Below are 16,898 nucleotides of genomic sequence, written 5' to 3' on the forward strand. Positions count from 1 at the left end.
TGCTTTGAGCCTTCCGGAGGCTCGCTTTCGCCTGGCTGCCGCAGGAGACGATCCTCTTCGATGCAGGCCGGCTGTCACGGCGCTTCGAAGCTGACCTTGCGGAGGGCGCCGAACTGCTCGCGGCGGAAGCGGTAGTGTTCGGCCGCGAAGCCATGGGCGAAACCGTGAGGACCGGGCTGATCCACGACCGCTGGCGTATCCGCCGGGACGGGCGACTGCTTTTTGCCGACGATCTGCGGTTCGACGGCGAGATTGCGGCGATGGCGCAGCACCCGGCCACGCTTGGCGGAAAGCGCGCAATGGCCACCATTCTGCTTGTTTCGTCTGAAGGCGACCGGCTGCTCGCACCGCTACGCGAGGCGATCGGCGAGGCCGGCGGTGCAAGCGCCTGGGACGGCAAGCTTCTTGCCCGTATCGCCGCTGCTGACAGTCTTTCTCTTCGCCGTTCACTCATCCCGGCGCTGACGATCCTTCTGGATGGAAGAGCCCTACCGAAAGTCTGGCAGATCTGAGCTTCGCATGAACCTTACCCCACGAGAGAAAGACAAGCTTCTTATAGCGATGGCCGCCCTGGTCGCCCGGCGAAGGCTCGAGCGCGGCGTCAAGCTGAACCATCCCGAGGCGATCGCGCTGATAAGCGACTTTGTCGTGGAAGGCGCACGCGACGGTCGCTCCGTTGCCGAGCTCATGGAAGAAGGCGCCCATGTCCTGACCCGCGACCAGGTGATGGAAGGCGTGGCGGAAATGATCCATGACGTGCAGGTCGAAGCCACTTTTCCCGACGGGGTCAAGCTGGTGACCGTCCATCAGCCCATTCGTTAACACAGATGAAAAGCCTGAACGGAAAAACCATGAAGCGCATTGCATTTGCCCTGGGAATCATCGCCGCGACCTGCAGCCCCGCTCTCGCCCATCTCGATCCCGGACAGCATGGATCCTTCGCGGCCGGCTTTTCGCACCCGCTTTTCGGCGCCGACCACATCCTTGCCATGGTGGCGGTCGGGCTGTGGGCGTCCATGCTCGGCGGCCGCGCCATGTGGCTGGTTCCGGCAGCGTTCGTCACAACCATGGCGGTGGGTTTTGCGGCGGCCCTGATGGCTCTGCCGCTGCCTTTCGTCGAACCGGTCATCCTCGCCTCCGTGATCGTCACAGGCCTGCTGGCGGCGACTGCCCTGCGGGTGCGGGTTGGGGCAGGCATGGCGATGGTGGGTTTCTTCGCCTTCTTCCACGGCCACGCCCATGGCGGGGAGTTGGGGGCGGCCGGTGCCTTGTCCTTCGGTGTGGGGTTCGCTATCGCCACGGCGCTGCTTCACGCAGCGGGCATAGGCCTGGGGGTCTGGCTCGGGAAAAGCACGGGAGCCGCATCCGGGCACATCATCAAACGGCTTGCCGGTGCGGCAACTGCGCTCGCCGGCGTCTGGCTGGCAATCGGGGCATGACGATGATTCCCGGTGAGATCATTCCCGCTGCCGGTGAGATCGTCCTTAATGAGGGCGCGGAGGCGATAACCTTGCGGGTCGCCAATCGCGGCGACCGGCCCGTGCAGGTCGGCTCCCACTACCATTTTTTCGAAACCAACGACGCGCTCGATTTCGACCGTGCCGCGGCGCGCGGCATGCGCCTCGATATCGCCGCCGGAACGGCCATACGCTTCGAGCCCGGGCAGGCGCGTGAGGTGCGGCTGGTGCCTTTCGGCGGGCAGCGGCGGATTTTCGGCTTCAATGGTCGAGTGACAGGAAAGCTCTGATGCCAGCAAGGATTTCCCGGACGGCCTATGCCGACATGTATGGCCCGACGGTCGGCGACCGCGTCCGTCTGGCCGATACCGATCTCGTCATCGAGGTGGAGAAGGATTTCACGACCTATGGCGAAGAGGTGAAATTCGGCGGCGGCAAGGTGATCCGCGACGGGATGGGCCAGAGCCAGGTCCCGCGCGCCGAGGGCGCGGTGGACACGGTGATCACGAATGCGCTGATCGTCGACCATTGGGGCATAGTGAAGGCGGATGTCGGCCTGAAGGACGGGCGCATCGTCGCGATCGGCAAAGCCGGCAATCCCGACACCCAGCCCGGCATCGACATCGTGATCGGTCCGGGCACCGAGGCGATCGCGGGCGAGGGCCGCATCCTCACGGCCGGCGGAATGGATGCGCATATTCACTTCATCTGCCCGCAGCAGATCGAGGAAGCGCTGATGTCCGGCATCACCACCATGCTTGGCGGCGGCACCGGTCCGGCTCACGGAACATTGGCCACGACCTGCACTCCCGGCCCCTGGCATCTCGGACGCATGATCCAGTCTTTCGACGCGTTCCCCATGAATCTCGGCCTTTCCGGCAAGGGGAACGCTTCGCGCCCAGAGGCCCTGGTGGAAATGATCGAAGGCGGGGCCTGTGCGCTCAAGCTCCACGAGGACTGGGGCACCACTCCGGCCGCGATCGATTGCTGTCTGTCGGTGGCGGACGATTACGACATTCAGGTGATGATCCATACCGACACGCTGAACGAGAGCGGCTTCGTCGAGAACACGATCGCCGCCTTCAAGGGCCGCACCATCCACGCTTTCCACACCGAGGGCGCGGGTGGCGGCCATGCGCCGGACATCATCAAGGTGTGCGGTCTGCCGAACGTCATACCCTCCTCGACGAATCCCACCCGGCCATACACGCAGAATACGATCGCCGAGCATCTCGACATGCTGATGGTCTGCCATCACCTGTCGCCTTCCATACCGGAGGATATTGCCTTCGCCGAAAGCCGCATCCGCAAGGAGACGATCGCGGCGGAAGACATCCTGCACGACATCGGCGCCTTCTCCATCATCTCCTCCGACAGCCAGGCCATGGGCCGCGTCGGCGAGGTCCTCATCCGCACCTGGCAGACCGCGCATAAGATGAAAGTCCAGCGCGGTCGCCTGCCCGAGGAAACGGGTGACAACGACAATTTCCGTGTCCGCCGCTATATCGCCAAATACACGATCAATCCGGCCATCGCGCATGGCATTTCGGCCCATATCGGCTCGGTCGAGGTCGGCAAGCGTGCTGATCTCGTGCTCTGGAATCCGGCCTTCTTCGGCGTGAAACCGGACATGGTTCTGATCGGCGGCACGATCGCCGCCGCCCCCATGGGCGATCCGAATGCGTCGATCCCGACGCCGCAGCCGGTTCACTACCGGCCAATGTTCGGCGGTTTCGGCCGATCACCGGCGGCGTCCTCCGTTACTTTCACAAGCAAGGCCGCGCTCGACCTCGGCCTGCGCGAGGAGCTTGGCGTGGCAAAAGAGATGCTGGCCGTGGAAAACACGCGCGGCGGTATCTCCAAGAGCTCGATGCTGCTCAACGATGCCATGCCGAATATCGAGGTCGATCCCGAGACCTACGAGGTGCGCGCTGACGGCGAATTGCTGATCTGCGAGCCGGCAACCGTGCTGCCCATGGCGCAGCGCTATTTCCTGTTCTGAAGCGAGAAGACATGCATCGCGCCATATCCCATGTCCGCCGCGGCGAGGATGCCCGGCCGTCCTCCGACACCGTTCTCCTGGCGCAGGACAAACGCCATCTGCGCCGCAAGCGTCTCAGGCTGGGCGGCGGAGAGGAGGTGTTGGTCGATCTCCCCGAACCGGTCATGCTTGCGCATGGCGACCGCCTCGTGCTGGAGGACGGCAGGCTGGTCGAGATCATTGCCGAAGAGGAGGAGCTTTACGAGGTCGTTCCGCGCGATGCGCTGCACCTTGCCGAGATAGCCTGGCATCTGGGCAATCGCCATTTTCAGGCACAGATTGAGCCGGAGCGCATCCTGATCAGGCGCGATCATGTCATCCGCACCATGCTTGAAGGCCTTGGCGCGACCGTGCGGGAAGCGGTAGAGCCATTCCAGCCCGTGCATGGCGCCTATCATGCTCACGGGCATGCGCATGATGGACATGGCGGCCATGACCATGACTGAAGGGACCCTTCCTGCGCTTCTTCGGCTGATGACATGGCTCTCGCCGGCCTTTCCGGTGGGCTCGTTCTCCTACAGCCACGGGCTGGAACGGGCGATCCTGGAGGGGCTGGTACGCGACCGCGACACGCTTGTTGCATGGCTTCGCGCGCTGATCGAACATGGCTCGGCCTGGAACGACTCGGTGCTGCTGGCGCAGGCCTGGCGCGAGACCGCCGCCGCACGAAGCTGCATGGAAGCAGCTGAGCTCGCGGAGGCCATGGCCGGCTCGCGCGAACGGCAGATGGAAACCATGCTGCAGGGGGAGGCCTTTGTTGCAGGTATCTCAGCCTGGTCGGACAAGTCCCGGCCGCAGGAGACGGGAATGGCCTATCCCGTCGCGGTCGGACAGGCGGCTGCCAGTCACGCCATCGATCTTCATGAGGTCCTTGCCGCCTATCTCCACGCTTTTGCCTCCAATCTCGTCCAGGCTGCGATCCGTCTCGTTCCGCTGGGGCAGCGCGACGGGGTGAAAGCCGTGGCATCGCTCGAGGTCACGATCCGGGAGACGGCTGCCCGCGCCTGCCGTTCCACTCTGGACGATCTCGGTTCCTCCACATTCCTGTCCGATGTCATGGCGATGCGGCACGAAGTTCAATATTCCAGGGTATTCCGATCATGAGTTCACCGAACGGGCCGTTGCGTGTGGGGATCGGCGGGCCGGTGGGAGCCGGCAAGACCACGCTCACCGAGATGCTTTGCAAGGCGATGCGCGACCGCTATTCGGTCGCCGTTGTCACCAACGATATCTTCACCAAGGAAGACGCGCTGATCTTGAACCGGCTCCAGGCGCTCCCCGAGGAACGCATAATCGGCGTGGAGACCGGCGGTTGTCCGCATACGGCGATCCGCGAGGATGCCTCGATCAATCTCGCCGCAATCGCCGACATGCGACGACGCTTTCCCGATCTCGACGTGGTGTTCATCGAATCCGGCGGAGACAATCTCGCGGCGACCTTTTCGCCGGATCTTGCCGACCTGACGATTTATGTCATCGATGTTGCGGCCGGGGAGAAGATTCCACGCAAGGGCGGTCCCGGCATCACCCGATCCGACCTGCTCGTCATCAACAAGATGGACCTCGCCCCCTTCGTCGGCGCCGACCTCGACATCATGAGAGCCGATGCGCGGCGGCAAAGAGGCGAAGCCCCCTTCATCTTCACCGACCTGCGCCGCCGTCACGGAGTTCCGGAGATCGTGTCTTTTCTGGAGGTAAATGGCGGCTTGGCCGGTTAGAGCGAGACGATCCCATCTGTTCATTTCACTCTAATCCGGCGGCGGCCGCTTCCTTGCGGCGCTGGCTGTTTTCCTATACACGACTTCACGAGTAGACAATTGCGCCGTACCGTGCCGGATCGGTGCCAAGGCAACGAAAATGATCTCACAAAAGGCAAAATATGCTCTGAAAGCGCTGATCGTGCTTGCCAAGAGCGAGCCGGACAGCGTCCAGATGATTTCCGAGATAGCCGAAGTCCAGCGTATCCCGAAGAAATTCCTCGAGCAGATCCTTCTCGACCTCAAACATCAGGGGATCGTTATCAGCAGGCGCGGCAAGGCAGGCGGTTACCTGCTATTGAAGAAGCCGGAACAGATCACTTTCGGCGAGATTCTGCGCATCATAGACGGTCCGGTCGCGCCGCTGCCCTGTCTCAGCCGGATCGCCTATCGTCGCTGCGTGGATTGCGTCAGCGAGGAAGGTTGCGAAGTCCGCAGGGTGTTCGCGAAAGTGGCGGAGGCGACCCGGGACATTCTCGACAGGACGACTTTGGCCGATTGCCTCGATGCAACCGTAGAGAAAATGGTTTCTTCGATTACGGCATAATCGTCATAGATTTCCAATAACTTATATAAATTAGAATGTTTTTGCGCATTTAAACTCTATCTTTCCGATAGAGTTATTCCAGTTTCGCAGGAGGCAGACATGACCCATTCTCGTTACTCGCGACTGCTCGGAATGCTTGTAGCCGGTTCCGTCCAATTCGGCGCGCTCGGCGTTGCCTTTGCCGATACGACCCTTCTCAACGTGTCCTATGACCCCACCCGCGAGCTCTACAAGGAGTTCAACACCGCCTTTGCCGCAAAGTGGAAGGAGGAGACGGGCGAGACGGTGACCATCCAGACCTCGCATGGCGGATCGGGAAAGCAGGCCCGCGCCGTGATCGACGGACTGGAGGCCGATGTCGTCACGCTTGCCCTGGAGGCGGATATCAATGCAATTGTGGAGAATACGGGAAAGATCCCCGAAAACTGGCGCAGCCTGCTTCCGAACAACAGCGCGCCCTATACCTCCACCATCGTGTTTCTCGTGCGCAAGGACAACCCGAAGAACCTCAAGGACTGGGGCGACCTGGTGCAGGAGGGCGTGGAAGTCATCACACCCAACCCCAAGACATCCGGCGGCGCACGCTGGAACTTCCTCGCCGCCTGGGCCTGGGCTCTCGATGAATATGGAGGAGACGAGGACAAGGCACTTGAATATGTCGCCCAACTCTACAGCCAGGTTCCGGTGCTCGACACCGGCGCGCGCGGATCGACCACCACATTCGTGCAGCGCGGCATAGGCGACGTGCTGCTGGCATGGGAGAACGAGGCATTCCTGTCGCTGGAGGAACTCGGACCCGATCAGTTCGAGATCGTCGTTCCGTCGCTCTCGATCAAGGCCGAGCCGCCGGTTGCCCTTGTCGACGGCAATGTCGATGCCAAGGGCACGCGCAAGGCGGCGGAGGCCTATCTGGAATATCTTTATTCCGATGTGGGCCAGCAATTGGCGGCTAAGCATTTCTACCGTCCGGCCAATCCCGAAAAGGCGGATCCGGAAGACATGAAACGCTTCCCCGATCTCAAGCTGGCGACGATCGACGATTTCGGCGGCTGGAAGGAGGCGCAGCCGCGCTTCTTCGGTGACGGTGGCATCTTCGACCAGATCTACAAGCCAGCCGGTCGCAACTGAGGAACATCATGACGACCACCACCGCTGAGACGGGGTGGCATTTCAGAAGACCGAGCGTCATTCCCGGTTTCGGGCTGACGCTCGGTTTCACGATTGCCTACCTGACTCTGATCATCCTGATACCGCTCTCCGGTGTCGTGTGGCGCTCGGCATCCCTTGGCTGGGCTGATTTTTGGACCATCGCCACCGACGAACGCACGCTGCAGGCGCTGAAGATCAGCTTCGGCGCCTCGCTGATCGCGGCCCTGGTCAATGTCGCCTTCGGCGTGCTCGTCGCCTGGGTACTGGTGCGTTACAGCTTTCCTGGCCGCCGGATCGTCGACGCTGTGGTCGACCTGCCTTTCGCGCTGCCGACCGCGGTTGCCGGCATCGCGCTCACGGCGATCTACTCGCCCAACGGATGGATCGGTAGTCTGCTGGCTCCCTTGGACATCAAGGTAGCCTTCACCCCGCTGGGCATCGTCATCGCGCTGATCTTCATCGGTCTGCCTTTCGTGGTGCGCACCGTCCAGCCGGTCATGGAGGAGATCGACAGGGAGGTGGAGGAGGCAGCGGCCACGTTGGGCGCTCACCGGTTGCAGACCGTATCGCGCGTCATCCTGCCCAGTCTCGCGCCCGCCATCTTCACGGGCTTCGCGCTCGCCTTCGCCCGTGCCGTCGGCGAATACGGCTCCGTCATCTTCATCGCTGGCAATATTCCTTACGTGTCGGAAATCGCGCCGCTGCTGATCGTCATCCGGCTGGAGGAATTCGATTACGCTGCCGCCACTGCAATCGCGGCCGTCATGCTGGCGATCTCCTTCGCAATGCTGCTCGTCATCAACCTCATACAGGCCTGGAGCCGCAGGAGGTATGGCTATGGCTCTTGACCATGTCCTCGGCCGTAGCCCAGCGGTAAGCGCGGTCACCGAAACCAGAGGTGCGCGCCTGCTGCTTGTCGCCGTGGCCATGGCCTTCCTGGCGCTCTTCCTGTTCCTGCCGCTGGTCGCCGTCTTCATCGAGGCTTTCCGCAGAGGGACCGGCACTTATCTTGCTGCCCTGGCCGAGCCGGAAACCCTGGCAGCCATCAGGCTGACGCTGACGGTGGCGGCCATTGCCGTGCCGCTTAACCTGGTCTTCGGCGTGTGCGCGGCATGGGCGATCGCCAAATTCGAATTCAAGGGCAAGGCCTTCCTGACCACGCTGATCGACCTTCCCTTCTCGGTCTCGCCGGTGATCTCAGGCCTTGTCTATGTGCTTCTCTTCGGCGCCAACAGCGTGCTTGGACCGTGGCTGAAATCTTATGGAATAGAGATACTGTTCGCGGTGCCCGGCATCGTTCTCGCCACCATTTTCGTCACCTTCCCCTTCGTGGCGCGAGAGCTGATCCCGCTCATGCAGGAGCAGGGGACGGGCGACGAGGAGGCCGCGCTTTCGCTCGGCGCGAGCGGCTGGCAGACTTTCTGGCGCGTGACCCTGCCCAACATCAAATGGGGCCTGCTTTATGGTGTCCTGCTCTGCAATGCGCGCGCCATGGGCGAGTTCGGCGCCGTCTCGGTGGTCTCCGGCCATGTCCGGGGGCTCACAAATACGATGCCGCTGCAGGTCGAGATCCTCTACAACGAATATAATTTCGTGGCGGCCTTCGCCGTGGCCTCGCTTCTGGCGTTGCTGGCGCTTGTGACGCTCGTGCTGAAATCCATCCTGGAATACCGCTTCGGCGACGCGATTGCCGCCTCCAACGGACATTAAGGAAGATCGCAATGGAAGTTCAGGTGAAGAACCTGCGCAAGGAATTCGACCGCTTCCCGGCGCTCGACGACGTTTCCCTCGGCATCCGGTCCGGCGAACTCATCGCCCTTCTCGGGCCCTCCGGTTCCGGCAAGACGACGCTCCTGCGGCTGATCGCGGGCCTTGAGACGCCCACCGAAGGGGCTATCTTCTTCGGTGACGAGGATGCCTCGCGCAAGACGGTCCAGGAGCGCAATGTCGGTTTTGTCTTCCAGCATTACGCCTTGTTCCGTCACATGACGGTGCTGGAAAATGTCTCTTTCGGCCTCAAGGTGCGCCCCAGTGCGACGCGGCCCTCACGTCAGGCCATTCGGGAAAGAGCGCTCGAGTTGCTTGATCTTGTCCAGCTCTCGGGGCTCGAAAAGCGTTATCCCGCCCAGCTTTCCGGCGGCCAGCGTCAGCGCGTCGCGCTTGCCAGGGCAATGGCGATCGAGCCGAAAGTGCTGCTCCTTGACGAACCGTTCGGCGCGCTGGATGCACAGGTGCGCCGCGACCTGCGGCGCTGGCTTCGAGCTATCCACGACACCACCGGTCACACCACCGTTTTCGTCACGCATGATCAGGAAGAGGCTCTGGAACTGGCCGACCGCGTCGTGGTGATGAACAAAGGCAGGATCGAGCAGATCGGCACGGCAGATGAAGTCTATGATGCCCCCGGCTCACCCTTCGTCTATGGCTTCATTGGTGAATCCAGCTCGCTTCCCGTGACGGTCGAGGGCGGCCAGGTGCTGATCGCCGACCGCCCGATCGGATTGACGGCGACTGACGTGCCGGATGGCAAGGCGCTGCTTTATTACCGGCCGCATGACATAGAGCTTCTGGACGGCTGCGGCGGCTGCATTGCGGGAACCGTCGCGGCAAGCCGCCGCGTGGCCGGTACGCGCCGCGTCGAGCTGGAGGTCGGCGGCGCCCGGGAACGCGTGGAAGTGGAGCTGCCCATTGACCATCCGGCGGCACAGAAGAGCCGTATCGCTTTCCGGCCGACGCGCTGGAAACTGTTCCCGATGGGTGAAGGCAGGCCGGAGGAGAAGATGTCGGTTTCCCGCTCCCAGCCTCTACAACGCGAGCTGGCTCCCGCGGAGTTTTGAAAAGAGCCTATTCACGCGAATTTGCGGGTTGCCTGTCTTCGCATCGAAATTTCCGTTGCGCTTGGCCTGTCCTTCCGATTGAAGATGAACGGCTGCCCGTTGCCGGCTGGGAAGGCGATCCGCAGAGGGAAGGCTGATGACTTTTGATCAGGCTCTGATCGTCATCCTGCTTGTGTGCATGCTCGTCATATTCGCGCTGGACCGATTCCGCATCGAACTGGTGGCACTGACGGGACTGGCGGCCGGACTTGTCTTCGGGCTGGTGCCGATGTCGGAGGTCTTTTCCGGTTTCGCCAATCCGGCCGTTGTGACCGTCATCGAAATCCTGCTCATCGTGCAGGTTCTCGGCCGCGCCAACCTGCTCGACCGCGTCGCGGCAAGAATTTCGTCCGGCGTGCGCGGCGATCGCGGTGTTTTGCTCGTGCTATGCGGCCTCACCGGGGCCCTTTCTGTTTTCATGAACAATATCGGCGCATTGGCGCTGATGCTGCCGGTCGTACTCAGCACCTGCCGCATGACCGGCATGAAGCCGCGATCGGCGCTGATGCCGGTCTCGTTCGCCGCACTGCTCGGCGGCCTGTGCTCGTTGATCGGCACGCCCGCGAACCTGCTTGTCAGCCAGGCCTTGCAGGCCGAGACGGGGAGGGGTTTCGCCTTCTTCGATTTCGCCTATGCCGGCGTGCCGGTGGCCATTATCTCGATTCTGGCTATCGTGGCCTGGATTCCCCTGATCTTCGCTTCAGGCCGCAAAACCGAAGCGGGTGAGGAACCTGCTTCGGGACGCGTCGTTGCCGAAGCACTCATTCCGGCGGAATCGCGCATTGCGGGCGCGGCGATTGCCGATGTTCCGAATCTCACCGGCGGGATGCTTCATGCGGCCATACGGGACGGCAAGCATCTTTTTCTGAAAAGACGTTCGACCAAGCTGATGGCCGGCGACACCCTGCTGCTCGAACTCGACCTGGGCGCATTTGAAAGGGCCATCGCCGCGGGCGATCTGGCCCTGCCATCGCAGACACGGCTCGAACGGGCGGACCGCGCCGAAGCGGTCATCATGCCGGAAAGCACGCTGGTCGGCTCGAGAATCGCCACGCTGGAACTTTTCCACGCACGGGATATTCGCGTGGTTGCGGTCGCCTCGCAGTCGCATCGTATCGAGGGCCGCTTGAACGATCTGCAATTGGGAATAGGAGACATCCTTTTCCTGGCCGGCGACAAGGATGCCATCGCCGAAGCACTCGAAGAAGCGGGGCTGATGCTCCTGTCGCCCCTCCGGCGGCTTGAAACCGCTGCGCCGGCCTATTTTCCGTTGGCGGTTTTTGCCGGCGGCATCGGCCTTACCGCTTTAGGGGCTATTCCGCCGGAAATCGCCTTCGGTCTTGTGGTGCTCGTGCTGGCGGCGACGGGCCGGCTCAATCTGCGCACCGGACTTGCCGAGCTGAACTGGCCGATCCTGATCATGCTCGCGGCCATGATCCCGCTCGGACTCGCAATGGACACGACGGGCGCGGCGCAGGTCATGGCCGAAAGCCTGCTTGCCGCCGTCCCCTCGCACGAGCCGGTCTCCCTGATAGCAATGGTGCTCGTACTGGCGCTGATCATCACGCCCTTCGCCAACAATGCCTCGACAGCCGTCGTCCTGGCGCCGATTGCCATCGAGATCGCCCGCTCGGCTTCGCTTCCCCCGGAGCTTTTCCTGATCGCTCTCGCGCTGGGGATATCGATCGATTTCCTGACGCCCTTCGGGCATCACAACAATACGATCGTCATGAGCGTCGGCAATTACAGTTTCATTGACTTTCTGAAGGCGGGCTTCCCGATCACGATCGTTGCGGTCCTTGCCGCGATCGCGGCCGTGATGGCGGCGTGGCTGTAAGGCCAAGGGAATGCTTCTTCCTGTCCGATTCCGCATTGCCCGCATGTTCCCCATGGTCATCAGCCGCGCTGGCGGATCTCCATCAGCCCCCGCACATAACCGATGGCGCGCGCAGCGCAAGCCAAACCATCGGGTTCATAGACGAAAGGTTCTATGCCGATCGCTCCGCGATAGCCGAATTCCTGCAGCACATCGATGATGGGGCCGAAAGCAAGTTCTCCCTCGCCGGGGCCGCGCCGGTTGGGATCGTTGAAATGCACATGCCCAACTGTCTCCTGCGGTAGCCAGCGGCGCAGCAATGCTGCGACGTCCTCGCCGTTGCTTGCTGCCGCATAGCAGTCGATCATGGTGCCAAGAGCCGGGGAGCCGATCGCTGTCATGACTTCAGCCGCCTCGTCGACCGTGTTGACGAAGGCAGTGTCGGTGCGTGCCAGCGGCTCGATGAAATAGGTCACCCCCGCTGTTTCGGCTGCATCCGCCATGGCGGTGAAATAGGCAATGCCCTGCTGCCGTCCTTCCGCCTCGCGGGCCGGCTCGAGCTGCCGCTGTGCCGGCGAGCCATGCACAAGGTAGCTGCCGCCGAGTTCCGCGCAGAGGGCAACCAGCCTGCGGCCGACCTCGACTGTCTTGCGGTGGATCGCCTCATCCGCGCTCGTGATCGACAGCCCGTCCGGCGAGGCGAGCAGCCAGTGCAGCCCGGCGATCGTCATGCCTTCGCCATCGGCGATCGAGCGGAACTCCCGGATCGTCGTTGGACCGAGTTCGTGCGGCGCATTGCCAAGTGTGAATGGCGCCACCTCCAGCCCGTCATAGCCGACAGCGCGCGCGAACCGGCACTGGCTGCGGAAATCCAGCTCCCGGACCACTTCGCTGCAGAGATTGATCGCGATGGCCATCCCGTCCCACCTTGCTTTTCTAGGAGGCTGTTTCATAACCGATTGGACGGAGCGGACAAAGCGGAGTGTCGATCGGCACGGCTCAGCGGCAATGCACCCATCCTCTCGCCACGATTGGTGAAGGATCGTCCCGGCCGCCGCATCCGGAAAATGTGTAAGCCACATTACGCGAAGGTACTTCCAGCCCTGGAAAATAAGGCATATAGCTCCTTACGATTCTTGATTTTGCCGATTCGACCGGTCTGCCGGCATCATTGATCTTTCCGAAGGAGGGTACTGGACGTGGCGCGCGACAAGGGACAATCCCGCCTCTCATCCTGGCTGCTCATCGCTCTGGCCCTGCTGATAATTCTCGGCGGCGCCGTTCTGCTTGGCGGCGGCATTCGTCTGATCACGCTCGGCGGATCGTGGTATTTCGCGCCGGCGGGCCTCGGCCTCGTCATCTCCGGCGCTCTGATCGGCCTACGGCGCCCGCTCGGCCTCTGGCTGTTCATCCTCGTGCTTCTCGCCACGGTTGCCTGGGCCTTGTGGGAAGTCGGGCTGCAGTTCTGGCCGCTGGTCTCGCGCCTGTTCGCTCCCGGTGTGCTGGCGGTTCTCGTATTCCTTGCCGCTCCGGCGCTCACCCGCGGCCGCACGCTTGGTCGGGCCCCATCCTGTCTGCTTGCGTTACTGGTTGTTGCAGCCCTTGCGGCGACAACCTATCACGCCTTCTATCCCAGCCCGATCATCGCGGCCGATGCGGAACCGGGCGAGGTTGCCTCTCCGGCTCGTGTCGAACCGGCCGATTGGATTTTCTATGGCCGCACGCCGGCCGGCACGCGCTACGCGCCCTTCGACCAGATCACGAAGGAAAATGTCGACCAGCTCGAGGTCGCATGGACATTCCGCACAGGCGACGTGCCGCTCAGCCCGACCGGCAGCGGGGCGGAAGACCAGAATACACCGATCCAGATCGGCGATACCGTCTATGTCTGCACCGTCACCAACATCGTCTATGCGCTTGATGCCGAAACGGGCGAGCAGCGCTGGCGGTTCGACCCCGAAGCTTCATCGCCCTTCTGGCAACGTTGCCGCGGCGTCGGCTATTACGAATCGACGGGCGGGCCCGCCGCGGCCGCAGCTCCCGAGCCCGCACCAGCCGAGCCGGCAGCCCCTGACGCACCGCTGACCACTGTGCCGGAAGAGCCCGATGCGCCGGCTGCGCCCCAATCTATACAAACGGCTGATGCTGAAGCCGTCTGCACCCGCCGGATCGTTCTTTCGACGATCGACGCGCGGCTGATCGAACTCGACGCGGAGACCGGCCTGCCCTGTCCCTCCTTCGGCGAGAATGGCACCGTGGATCTCAAGGTCGGCATGGGAGAGGTGAAAGAAGGGTTTTACTTCCAGACCTCCGCCCCGACGGTCGTCAACGGCATGATCATCATCGGCGGCTGGGTTGTCGACAATGTCATGGTAGGCGAGCCGTCAGGCGTCGTGCGCGCCTTCAGCGCCGAAACGGGCGAGCTTATCTGGGCCTGGGATCTTGGTAACCCGTCCATCACGAAGCTGCCGCCCGAAGGCGAGACATATACGCGCGGCACGCCGAATGTCTGGTCCACGCCGGCCTTCGATCCGGATCTGAATCTCATCTATCTGCCGACAGGCAATTCGACACCGGATTTCTTCGGCGGTCACCGGTCCCAGGCGTCGGAGGAATATTCCTCCTCGATCGTCGCTCTCGACATTTCGACGGGGCGCGAGCGCTGGAAGTTCCAGACAGTCCATCACGATATCTGGGACTATGACGTGCCCGCGCAGCCCGCGCTCTACGATGTGCCAGACGGCAAGGGCGGAATTGTCCCGGCACTGATACAGGTCACCAAGCGCGGCCAGATATTCGTCCTCGACCGCCNAAGGCGAGACATATACGCGCGGCACGCCGAATGTCTGGTCCACGCCGGCCTTCGATCCGGATCTGAATCTCATCTATCTGCCGACAGGCAATTCGACACCGGATTTCTTCGGCGGTCACCGGTCCCAGGCGTCGGAGGAATATTCCTCCTCGATCGTCGCTCTCGACATTTCGACGGGGCGCGAGCGCTGGAAGTTCCAGACAGTCCATCACGATATCTGGGACTATGACGTGCCCGCGCAGCCCGCGCTCTACGATGTGCCAGACGGCAAGGGCGGAATTGTCCCGGCACTGATACAGGTCACCAAGCGCGGCCAGATATTCGTCCTCGACCGCCGCACCGGCGAGCCGCTCACGGAGGTGGTTGAGCGGGAGGTGCCGCAAGGAGCTGTCGAGGGCGACTGGACCGCGCCGACCCAGCCATATTCCGTTGGCATGCCGGCAATCGGGGTCGAGCCGCTCACGGAAGCTTCCATGTGGGGCGCCACGCCCTTCGACCAGCTCTATTGCCGCATCGAGTTCCGCAAGCTGCGCTACGAGGGCGAGTTCACGCCGCCCGGAACTGAGCCGATCCTGCAGTGGCCCGGTTTTTACGGCGGCATGAACTGGGGCAGCGTTTCCGTACATGAATCCTCAGGCTATCTGATCGTCAACGACACGCGCTCGCCGCATCGCGTGCAGCTCGTGCCGCGCGAAGAGGCCGACCAGGCGGACGCCAAGGATTCCCATGCCGGGTTGTCGGCACAGTATGGAACTCCTTACGGAGCGGCCAAGGTCACCTTCATGTCGCCGCTCGGAATCCCTTGCCAGAATCCGCCCTACGGCACGCTGACGGCAATCGACCTGAAGACGAAGGAGATCGCCTGGCAGGTGCCGATGGGCACCGTCGAGGATACCGGCCCGCTCGGCATCAAGATGCATCTGCCGATCCCGGTCGGAATGCCGACGGTGGGTGGCCCGATCTCGACCTCCTCCGGGCTGATCTTCTATGCCGGCACTCTCGACTACAATATTCGCGCGCTCGATCTCGCGACGGGCCAGGAATTGTGGAAGCACCGCCTGCCGGTGGGCGCTCAAGGCACGCCGATGACCTATATCTCGCCGGAAAGCGGCCGGCAGTTCATCGTCGTTTCCGCCGGAGGCGCGCGCCAGTCCCTCGACCGGGGCGACTATATCGTCGCCTATGCGCTTCCCAAGGGGCAGGCCGGCAACTGAGGAAGGAGGGTGCGGAACACGGGTGCCGGTGCTCCGCACCGTTCGATATCCAACGATCCGCGCGGATGTCCTGCGCCAGTCTTTCGAAATCGGACCCCGACATCCGCCATGGTCGGCTGATCGTAATCCCGCAGGTTACGGTTTGCCAAAGACAAGGGGGAAAAAGCCGCCCTTGACCAGGGCAGCGTTTTCGTCCGGATTCGTGAAGGAAGCTAGCGCAGCGCCTCTACCAGCCGGTCCGCGCCATCACGGAATGGGTCGACGGTCGGCAGTCCCATCCGCCTTTCGATCTCCTCGAGACAGGCTTTTGCCGCCTGGGGATCGAGGCCGGAAGTGTTGACGGAAATGCCGGTGACGACGACATCCGGATTGACGATGCGAGCGGTGGCGAGAGCAAGGTCGCGCAATTCCTCAAGAGTCGGCAGGCCATAGTGCGGCAGGCCGCGCATATGCGTACGCGTCGGCTCATGGCAGAGGACCAGGGCGTCCGGCTGGCCGCCATGGATCAGCGCCAGCGTGACGCCGGAATAGGATGGATGGAAAAGGCTGCCCTGCCCCTCGATGAGGTCCCAGTGATCCGCATCATTGTCCGGCGTCAACCATTCGACCGAGCCTGCCATGAAATCCGCCACCACGGCGTCGAGCGGCACACCGTTGCCGGTGATCAGAATGCCCGTCTGGCCGGTGGCGCGGAATGTCGCCTTCATGCCCCTGGCATGCATGGACTTCTCCATGGCAAGGGCCGTGTACATCTTGCCGACCGAGCAGTCCGTGCCGACGGCCAGGCAGCGCTTGCCCGCCCGGCGCTTGCCGTTGGCGATGGGATAGCGGATCTGCGGCAGGCGGACGTCGATCAGCCGAGTGCCGGCTTCCTTCGCGGCGGTGACTAGCTCCGGCTTGCTGCCGAGCAGGTCATGCAGGCCGGAGGCGATATCCATGCCGGCCCTTATTGCTTCGATGAGGACCGCATTCCACGCGTCCGACATCACGCCGCCCCGGTTTGCGGCGCCGATCACCAATGTCCGCGCGCCGGCGGCAACCGCCTGCTCGATGCTCATATCGGGCAATTGAAGATCGGCCTTGCATCCTTCCAGGCGTAACTGGCCAATCGCGAATTCGGGGCGCCAGTCCTTGATGCCTTGTGCGGTCTTGGCCGCCAATTGGTCCGGCGCGTCGCCGAGGAAAAGCAGATAGGGCGTCTTCAGCATGGTTGTCCATCCAGGATCGGG

The 16,898-nt window shown here is 62.8% G+C and carries 17 protein-coding genes and 1 pseudogene; 16 read left to right on the forward strand and 2 right to left on the reverse strand.

The window, feature by feature from the left end; genetic code table 11:
• Nucleotides 1-35: 35 nt before the first annotated feature.
• The 14 genes from L598_RS08205 (at nt 36) to L598_RS08270 (ending at nt 11,664) form a co-directional block, all read left to right on the forward strand.
• Nucleotides 36-512, forward strand: coding sequence for an urease accessory protein UreD (locus tag L598_RS08205; RefSeq protein ID WP_281407380.1), 477 nt, complete (start codon nt 36-38; stop codon nt 510-512).
• A 7-nt stretch (nt 513-519) separates the two neighbouring features.
• Nucleotides 520-822, forward strand: a complete 303-nt coding sequence (locus tag L598_RS08210; RefSeq protein ID WP_144861496.1) for an urease subunit gamma — start codon at nt 520-522, stop codon at nt 820-822.
• A 29-nt stretch (nt 823-851) separates the two neighbouring features.
• Nucleotides 852-1,439, forward strand: coding sequence for a HupE/UreJ family protein (locus L598_RS08215; protein WP_144861497.1), 588 nt, complete (start codon nt 852-854; stop codon nt 1,437-1,439).
• Between the two features lie 2 nt (nt 1,440-1,441).
• Nucleotides 1,442-1,747: an urease subunit beta gene (locus L598_RS08220; protein ID WP_144861554.1), complete on the forward strand. Its 306-nt coding sequence runs from the start codon at nt 1,442-1,444 to the stop codon at nt 1,745-1,747.
• Nucleotides 1,747-3,459 (forward strand): urease subunit alpha, encoded by a 1,713-nt coding sequence (gene ureC, locus L598_RS08225; protein ID WP_144861498.1) that lies wholly within the window; start codon nt 1,747-1,749, stop codon nt 3,457-3,459. Before L598_RS08220 ends, ureC begins: the two co-directional genes overlap by 1 nt.
• 11 nt (nt 3,460-3,470) lie before the next feature.
• On the forward strand, nt 3,471-3,944 hold the full coding sequence (locus L598_RS08230) for an urease accessory protein UreE (RefSeq protein ID WP_144861499.1): 474 nt from the start codon (nt 3,471-3,473) through the stop codon (nt 3,942-3,944).
• Complete coding sequence (locus L598_RS08235; protein WP_348642743.1) at nt 3,931-4,602, forward strand: urease accessory protein UreF; 672 nt, start codon at nt 3,931-3,933, stop codon at nt 4,600-4,602. Before L598_RS08230 ends, L598_RS08235 begins: the two co-directional genes overlap by 14 nt.
• Nucleotides 4,599-5,216, forward strand: a complete 618-nt coding sequence (gene ureG, locus L598_RS08240; RefSeq protein ID WP_144861500.1) for an urease accessory protein UreG — start codon at nt 4,599-4,601, stop codon at nt 5,214-5,216. The genes L598_RS08235 and ureG overlap by 4 nt, the downstream gene beginning before the upstream one ends.
• A gap of 139 nt (nt 5,217-5,355) precedes the next feature.
• Nucleotides 5,356-5,802, forward strand: coding sequence for an Rrf2 family transcriptional regulator (locus L598_RS08245; RefSeq protein WP_144861501.1), 447 nt, complete (start codon nt 5,356-5,358; stop codon nt 5,800-5,802).
• A 99-nt stretch (nt 5,803-5,901) separates the two neighbouring features.
• Nucleotides 5,902-6,930, forward strand: coding sequence for a sulfate ABC transporter substrate-binding protein (locus L598_RS08250; protein WP_144861502.1), 1,029 nt, complete (start codon nt 5,902-5,904; stop codon nt 6,928-6,930).
• 8 nt (nt 6,931-6,938) lie between these two features.
• The gene (gene cysT, locus L598_RS08255) at nt 6,939-7,799 is read left to right on the forward strand and encodes a sulfate ABC transporter permease subunit CysT (protein ID WP_144861503.1); all 861 of its coding nucleotides are present in this window, start codon (nt 6,939-6,941) and stop codon (nt 7,797-7,799) included.
• The gene (gene cysW / locus L598_RS08260; RefSeq protein ID WP_144861504.1) at nt 7,783-8,661 is read left to right on the forward strand and encodes a sulfate ABC transporter permease subunit CysW; all 879 of its coding nucleotides are present in this window, start codon (nt 7,783-7,785) and stop codon (nt 8,659-8,661) included. The genes cysT and cysW overlap by 17 nt, the downstream gene beginning before the upstream one ends.
• An 11-nt stretch (nt 8,662-8,672) precedes the next feature.
• Nucleotides 8,673-9,788, forward strand: coding sequence for a sulfate/molybdate ABC transporter ATP-binding protein (locus L598_RS08265; protein WP_144861505.1), 1,116 nt, complete (start codon nt 8,673-8,675; stop codon nt 9,786-9,788).
• 136 nt (nt 9,789-9,924) lie between these two features.
• Nucleotides 9,925-11,664: an SLC13 family permease gene (locus L598_RS08270; RefSeq protein ID WP_144861506.1), complete on the forward strand. Its 1,740-nt coding sequence runs from the start codon at nt 9,925-9,927 to the stop codon at nt 11,662-11,664.
• Nucleotides 11,665-11,723: 59 nt separating this feature from the next.
• On the opposite strand, the gene L598_RS08275 is transcribed toward L598_RS08270, so the two are convergent.
• Nucleotides 11,724-12,560, reverse strand: a complete 837-nt coding sequence (locus tag L598_RS08275) for a sugar phosphate isomerase/epimerase family protein (protein WP_144861507.1) — start codon at nt 12,558-12,560, stop codon at nt 11,724-11,726.
• 321 nt (nt 12,561-12,881) lie between these two features.
• On the opposite strand from L598_RS08275, the pseudogene L598_RS21595 reads away from it, so the two are divergent.
• A pseudogene (locus tag L598_RS21595) lies at nt 12,882-14,453 on the forward strand (PQQ-binding-like beta-propeller repeat protein); the annotation flags it as partial.
• 232 nt (nt 14,454-14,685) lie between these two features.
• Entirely contained in the window at nt 14,686-15,669 is a 984-nt protein-coding gene (locus tag L598_RS08290) for a hypothetical protein (RefSeq protein ID WP_246658679.1), read from the forward strand.
• A gap of 212 nt (nt 15,670-15,881) precedes the next feature.
• Here the strand turns inward: L598_RS08290 and dgcN are convergent, their stop codons facing one another.
• Nucleotides 15,882-16,877, reverse strand: a complete 996-nt coding sequence (gene dgcN / locus L598_RS08295; protein ID WP_144861509.1) for an N-acetyltransferase DgcN — start codon at nt 16,875-16,877, stop codon at nt 15,882-15,884.
• Nucleotides 16,878-16,898 lie beyond the last annotated feature (21 nt).

It is taken from the genome of Mesorhizobium sp. J18 (assembly GCF_007829525.1).
Classification (GTDB): Bacteria; Pseudomonadota; Alphaproteobacteria; order Rhizobiales; family Rhizobiaceae; genus VLJP01.

Coding starts and splice junctions, on each gene's coding strand:
- L598_RS08210 (WP_144861496.1), top strand. CDS start 520: ATGAACCTTACCCCACGAGAGAAAGACAAGCTTCTTATAGCGATGGCC.
- L598_RS08215 (WP_144861497.1), top strand. CDS start 852: ATGAAGCGCATTGCATTTGCCCTGGGAATCATCGCCGCGACCTGCAGC.
- L598_RS08220 (WP_144861554.1), top strand. CDS start 1,442: ATGATTCCCGGTGAGATCATTCCCGCTGCCGGTGAGATCGTCCTTAAT.
- ureC (WP_144861498.1), top strand. CDS start 1,747: ATGCCAGCAAGGATTTCCCGGACGGCCTATGCCGACATGTATGGCCCG.
- L598_RS08230 (WP_144861499.1), top strand. CDS start 3,471: ATGCATCGCGCCATATCCCATGTCCGCCGCGGCGAGGATGCCCGGCCG.
- L598_RS08235 (WP_348642743.1), top strand. CDS start 3,931: ATGACCATGACTGAAGGGACCCTTCCTGCGCTTCTTCGGCTGATGACA.
- ureG (WP_144861500.1), top strand. CDS start 4,599: ATGAGTTCACCGAACGGGCCGTTGCGTGTGGGGATCGGCGGGCCGGTG.
- L598_RS08245 (WP_144861501.1), top strand. CDS start 5,356: ATGATCTCACAAAAGGCAAAATATGCTCTGAAAGCGCTGATCGTGCTT.
- L598_RS08250 (WP_144861502.1), top strand. CDS start 5,902: ATGACCCATTCTCGTTACTCGCGACTGCTCGGAATGCTTGTAGCCGGT.
- cysT (WP_144861503.1), top strand. CDS start 6,939: ATGACGACCACCACCGCTGAGACGGGGTGGCATTTCAGAAGACCGAGC.
- cysW (WP_144861504.1), top strand. CDS start 7,783: ATGGCTATGGCTCTTGACCATGTCCTCGGCCGTAGCCCAGCGGTAAGC.
- L598_RS08265 (WP_144861505.1), top strand. CDS start 8,673: ATGGAAGTTCAGGTGAAGAACCTGCGCAAGGAATTCGACCGCTTCCCG.
- L598_RS08270 (WP_144861506.1), top strand. CDS start 9,925: ATGACTTTTGATCAGGCTCTGATCGTCATCCTGCTTGTGTGCATGCTC.
- L598_RS08275 (WP_144861507.1), bottom strand. CDS start 12,560: ATGGCCATCGCGATCAATCTCTGCAGCGAAGTGGTCCGGGAGCTGGAT.
- dgcN (WP_144861509.1), bottom strand. CDS start 16,877: ATGCTGAAGACGCCCTATCTGCTTTTCCTCGGCGACGCGCCGGACCAA.